This is a genomic window from Pseudomonas kairouanensis (assembly GCF_004682055.1).
Lineage (GTDB): Bacteria > Pseudomonadota > Gammaproteobacteria > Pseudomonadales > Pseudomonadaceae > Aquipseudomonas > Aquipseudomonas kairouanensis.
Map to the genome: position 1 here is coordinate 1 of NZ_QUZU01000092.1, position 5,499 is coordinate 5,499.

Sequence of the window (5,499 nt, forward strand, 5' to 3'; positions counted from 1 at the left end):
CGAATGCGGTGTGTCAGTCAGTACATCTAAAACTGACACACCGCTTTCGCGAGCAAGCCCGCTCCCACCTTTAGCCTGCGTTGTCTTTTAGATAGATGTCTGGCGCTTGTGCAGCAGCCACTCGCCAAAGGATTTGTCCTCCAGGGCATAACCTCCCCGGCTCGACTTCCATACCAGCTCCTTGTCGCGCAAGGCATCGATGCAGGCTTGGATAGTCTGCGTACCCGGCACCACGTCACTGCCCATCTGTTCCAGTTTCTTGCTCACCGCTGCGAGGGTGCTGTCCGTAAAGGGGGCGAAGGGTTCGTCGCTTTGCGAACGTTCCACCATCACTTCCAGCACCGCACGCTGGGGGATGGTCAGGGCGTTCCAGGCACTTTCGAATTCGGTCCACACCCCGGCGCGTAGCATTTCTGCGCGGCTGTGCAGCAACTGACCCAGATGACTCGCCCCACCCAACTCAAGCGCCACTTCACCGATGATCGTTCGTAGCATCTCCGGGCGACGGCCCACCAACTCAAAGACATCATCAATGTCAGCAGCGTTGAACTGATTGGTGTCGGCCAAAAGTGCGTTGATATACACCGTGTACGCTTGGGTAAACTCTCTGCCCAGCAGCGGAAACGCGGTGATGCTGGAGCCAAAGAACGGCTGGCTTTTGCCTAATACCAAATGGGCCAGCTTGTCGCGATTCGAGCCGGTGAACACCAAATGCAACCCGCTGCCGTCCTCGTCACGACCTTGATTGAGCTGGTCTCGGGCGGCCTTCAGCGCAAACATCGCATTGATCCCTGACTCGCTGGTTAGCGCGTGCTGCGCCTCGTCAATCACCAGCACAACAGGTTTCTCTGCCGCGCTATGGAGCAGTTCCAGCGCCTGGGTCAGCGTTGCACCGACCGGCAATTGTGGCTTGGTGAAGTCCCAGGACAGTGTTCGTAAAAAGCTTAACTTCTCGATCCCGATGTTCTTGGCAAGCTTGCGAATGCCCTTTTCATAGGGAACCAGGGCGGCGGCAATGGCACTGGCAATCAACTCGGCTGGATCTTTCTCTTTGTCGGCCCACAGATCGACATACACGGTCATCCAGCCCCGAAGTTGACACTCCGGGATCAGGTCTTCACGCAGAAAAGTACTTTTGCCCGTGCGACGCGGCGCCGCGAGAAACAGGCCGGAGGTGAAATCCTGGATACCAGCCCCCACCAAACCGTCGGCGATGCTGCTTGCCAGGGTGGGGCGGCGAAATACGAAGCCGCTGTGCTTGGACATGGTTTTATACTCAATTATTGAAAGGACTATAAATTATAGTCGCGAGTATAATTGACTATAATTGGCCGTCAAACCACCTCCCGTCGCCGATCCTCCCTCGGACATTTCGCAAACCGCGCCCGGTAGCTTCGGGTGAAATACGACGGCGACTCAAACCCGCACGCAATGCTCACTTCCAGCACGCTCATGTCGCTCTGGCGCAACAGCTGCCGGGCTTTTTCCAGGCGCAGGCCGAGGTAGAAGTTGCTCGGGGTGTCGTTCAGGTGCAGGCGAAACAGGCGCTCCAACTGGCGGCGCGTGACTTTGATCGACTCGGCCAGGGCCAGGGTGGTCAGGGGCGGTTCGGTGTGTTGTTCCATTTCGCCGATAACGTGCACCAGTTTCTTGTTGTTGATGCCGTAGCGCGTGGCGATCTGCATGCGCTGGTGGTCTTTGCGTGGGCGGATGCGGCCGAGCACGAATTGCTCGGAGACCTGAATCGCAAGCTCCGGGCCGTGGGCCTGGGCGATGAGGTCGAGCATCAGGTCGATGGAGGCAGTGCCACCGGCGCAGGTGATGCGGCGGCGGTCGATTTCGAACAACTCCTGAGTCACGGTGAGTTGTGGATAAGATTCCTTGAAAGCGTCGATGGCTTCCCAGTGCAGGGTCAGGCGGTGACCGTCGAGCAGGCCCGCTTCGGCGAGTACGCAGGCGCCAGTATCGATCGCGCCGAGGGTGACGCCGTCGTGGTCGAGGCGCCGCAGCCAATGTTCCAGCGCGGGCGTGGCGAACTGCAACGGTTCAAAACCTGCGACCACCAGCAACGTCGCGCCCTTCTTCAGCGGTTCCAGCGCCGCGTCGGCATTCACCGACATGCCATTGCTCGCCAATACCGCGCCACCATCGGCGCTCAGCACATGCCAGCGGTACAACTCGCCACGAAAGCGGTTGGCCACCCGCAATGGCTCCAGCGCGGAGATAAAGCCAATGGCCGAGAAGCCTGGCATCAGCAAAAAGTAGAAATCCTGGGACATGGTGGCGCTCTCGTGGGGCGGGCAGCGTGGCACTGTGATACTCCCGTTCGCGGGTGGTTTCAAGGGCACAGGTCGCTCCAGTGCAAGAGCCGGTCGCCGCCGTGCGTTTTATCGCCCCTAAGCTTGCGTAACGTGGCGTCACGGTGCGCAAAGACGCCGGAACCCACAATAACGACCTGCCGAGGGAACCACCATGAAACGACTGATGCTCGCACTCAGCGCCAGCGCCATCTTGAGCACCAACGTGATGGCCGCCGACGCGGCGTCCTGCCAGAACGTGCGCATGGGCGTGGTGAACTGGACCGACGTGATCGCCACCAGCGCCATGACCCAAGTGCTGCTCGACGGCCTCGGCTACAAGACCAAACAGACCAGCGCCTCCCAGCAGATCATCTTCGCCGGCATCCGTGACCAGCGCCTGGACCTGTTCCTGGGCTACTGGAACCCACTGATGACCCAGACCATCACGCCGTTCGTCGATGCCAAACAGGTCAAGGTGCTCGACAAACCGAGCCTGGAAGATGCGCGCGCCACCCTCGCCGTACCGACCTATCTCGCGGACAAAGGCCTGAAAACCTTCGCCGATATCGCCAAGTTCGACAAAGAACTGGGCGGCAAGATCTATGGCATCGAGCCGGGCTCGGGGGCCAATACGCAGATCAAGGCGATGATCGCCAAGAACCAGTTTGGCCTGGGTAAGTTCCAGTTGGTGGAGTCCAGCGAAGCCGGCATGCTCGCCGCCGTTGACCGCGCGGTACGCCGCAAGGAGGCCGTGGTGTTCTTCGGCTGGGCGCCGCACCCGATGAACGTCAACGTCGCCATGACTTACCTCAGCGGCAGCGAAGACGCCCTGGGCCCGAACGAAGGCATGGCCACCGTGTGGAGCGTCACCGCACCGAACTACGCCGAGCAGTGCCCCAACGTGCACAAGCTGCTGACCAACCTCACCTTCACCGCCGCCGACGAGAGCCGGATGATGCAGCCGCTGCTGGACCACAAGGACGCCATCGAGTCCGCCAAGCAGTGGCTCAAGGATCACCCCCAAGACCAGCAGCGCTGGCTCGAAGGCGTGACCACCTTCGACGGCAAGCCCGCTGCCACCAACCTGCAATTGACCAGCAAGTAACTGACTTTCCATCACCGCTTCGCAGCCAACACCGGCTGCGAACGGCACCACCACGCCTGTAAGGAACTGCCCCATGAACCACGACGTCATCATCACCTGCGCACTCACCGGTGCTGGCGACACGACCAGCCGCAGCCCGCATGTGCCGGTCACCCCCAAACAAATCGCCGCCGCCGCCGTGGAAGCCGCCAAGGCCGGCGCCACGGTTGTGCACTGCCACGTACGTGATCCTGAAACCGGCAAGTTCAGCCGCGACGTCGCCCTGTACCGCGAGGTGATGGAGCGCATCCGTGAGGCCGACATCGACATCATCGTCAACCTCACCGCCGGCATGGGCGGCGACCTGGAGATCGGCAGCGGCGAAAACCCGATGGAGTTCGGCCCCAACACTGACCTGGTCGGCCCACTGACTCGCCTGGCCCACGTCGAGGAACTGCTGCCGGAAATCTGCACCCTGGACTGCGGCACGCTCAACTTCGGTGATGGCGACACCATTTACGTGTCCACCCCGGCCCAGTTGCGGGCGGGTGCCAAACGTATCCAGGAACTGGGCGTAAAGGCTGAACTGGAGATTTTCGACACCGGCCACCTGTGGTTCGCCAAGCAGATGATCAAGGAAGGCCTGCTGGATAACCCGTTGTTCCAACTGTGCCTGGGCATCCCTTGGGGCGCGCCGGCCGACACCACCACCATGAAAGCCATGGTCGACAACCTGCCCGCCGATGCGGTGTGGGCCGGCTTTGGGATTGGCCGCATGCAGATGCCGATGGCGGCGCAGGCCGTGCTGCTGGGGGGCAACGTGCGGGTGGGGTTGGAAGACAACTTGTGGTTGGACAAGGGCGTGCTGGCCACCAATGGGCAGTTGGTGGAGCGGGCCAGCGAGATTCTCAGTCGCTTGGGCGCGCGCGTACTAACCCCCGCTGAGGGGCGCATAAAAATGGGCCTGACTAAACGCGGGTAACCCCCAAACACCACAAAACCCTGTGGGAGCGGGCTTGCTCGCGAAAGCGGTGGATCAGTCACCGAATACATCAACTGACACACCGCTTTCGCGAGCAAGCCCGCTCCCACATTTAGATCTTGATTCCCACAGTTGATCACCGAACTCTTCAGGATTGTCGCCAATGAGTTTTATCACCGAAATCAAAACCTTCGCCGCCCTGGGCAGCGGTGTCATCGGCAGCGGCTGGGTGTCCCGCGCCCTCGCCCACGGCCTGGATGTGATCGCCTGGGACCCCGCCCCCGGCGCCGAAGCCGCGCTGCGCAAACGCGTCGCCAACGCCTGGGGCGCGCTTGAGAAGCAGGGCCTGGCACCCGGCGCCTCCCAAGACCGCCTGCGCTTTGTCGCCACCATTGAAGAGTGCGTAAAAGACGCCGACTTCATCCAGGAAAGTGCCCCGGAACGCCTTGAACTGAAACTGGAATTGCACAGCAAGATCAGCGCCGCGGCCAAGCCCAATGCGTTGATCGGCTCAAGCACTTCGGGCCTGCTGCCCAGTGAGTTCTACGAGAGCTCAACCCATCCTGAACGCTGCGTGGTCGGTCACCCGTTCAACCCTGTCTACTTGCTGCCATTGGTGGAAGTGGTCGGCGGCAAGAACACCGCACCCGACGCTATTCAAGCCGCAATCAAGGTGTACGAGTCCCTCGGCATGCGCCCCTTGCATGTGCGCAAGGAAGTCCCGGGGTTTATCGCCGACCGCCTGCTCGAAGCCCTATGGCGTGAGGCATTGCACCTGGTCAATGACGGCGTAGCGACCACCGGCGAAATCGACGATGCAATCCGCTTTGGCGCAGGGTTGCGCTGGTCGTTCATGGGCACTTTCCTGACCTACACCCTGGCAGGTGGCGATGCGGGCATGCGGCATTTCATGGCGCAGTTTGGTCCGGCATTGCAGTTGCCTTGGACGTATCTGCCAGCGCCGGAGCTGACGGACAAGCTGATTGACGATGTAGTCGACGGCACCAGCGTTCAACTGGGCACACACAGCATTTCGGCGCTGGAGCGCTATCGTGATGATTGCCTGTTGGCGGTGTTGGAGGCCGTGAAGACCACCAAGGAAAAACACGGCATGAGTTTCGCCGAATAACCCC

Annotated in this window: 5 protein-coding genes; 3 read left to right on the top strand and 2 right to left on the bottom strand. The window is 61.0% G+C overall.

Annotated features, from left to right (window positions below; genetic code table 11):
• Window positions 1–87: 87 nt before the first annotated feature.
• A complete protein-coding gene (locus DYL59_RS31130; protein ID WP_135292617.1) occupies window positions 88–1,266 on the bottom strand; it encodes an AAA family ATPase in 1,179 nt (392 codons plus the stop codon).
• Window positions 1,267–1,334: 68 nt separating this feature from the next.
• Window positions 1,335–2,279 (bottom strand): GlxA family transcriptional regulator, encoded by a 945-nt coding sequence (locus tag DYL59_RS31135; RefSeq protein ID WP_167496745.1) that lies wholly within the window; start codon window positions 2,277–2,279, stop codon window positions 1,335–1,337.
• 193 nt (window positions 2,280–2,472) lie between these two features.
• On the opposite strand from DYL59_RS31135, the gene DYL59_RS31140 reads away from it, so the two are divergent.
• From DYL59_RS31140 to DYL59_RS31150, 3 genes are all read left to right on the top strand, one after another.
• Window positions 2,473–3,405, top strand: a complete 933-nt coding sequence (locus DYL59_RS31140; RefSeq protein ID WP_135292619.1) for a choline ABC transporter substrate-binding protein — start codon at window positions 2,473–2,475, stop codon at window positions 3,403–3,405.
• Between the two features lie 73 nt (window positions 3,406–3,478).
• Window positions 3,479–4,366 (top strand): 3-dehydrocarnitine:acetyl-CoA trimethylamine transferase CdhC, encoded by an 888-nt coding sequence (gene cdhC, locus DYL59_RS31145; protein ID WP_135292620.1) that lies wholly within the window; start codon window positions 3,479–3,481, stop codon window positions 4,364–4,366.
• A 163-nt stretch (window positions 4,367–4,529) separates the two neighbouring features.
• Window positions 4,530–5,495: an L-carnitine dehydrogenase gene (locus DYL59_RS31150; RefSeq protein ID WP_135292621.1), complete on the top strand. Its 966-nt coding sequence runs from the start codon at window positions 4,530–4,532 to the stop codon at window positions 5,493–5,495.
• The last annotated feature ends 4 nt before the right edge of the window (window positions 5,496–5,499 follow it).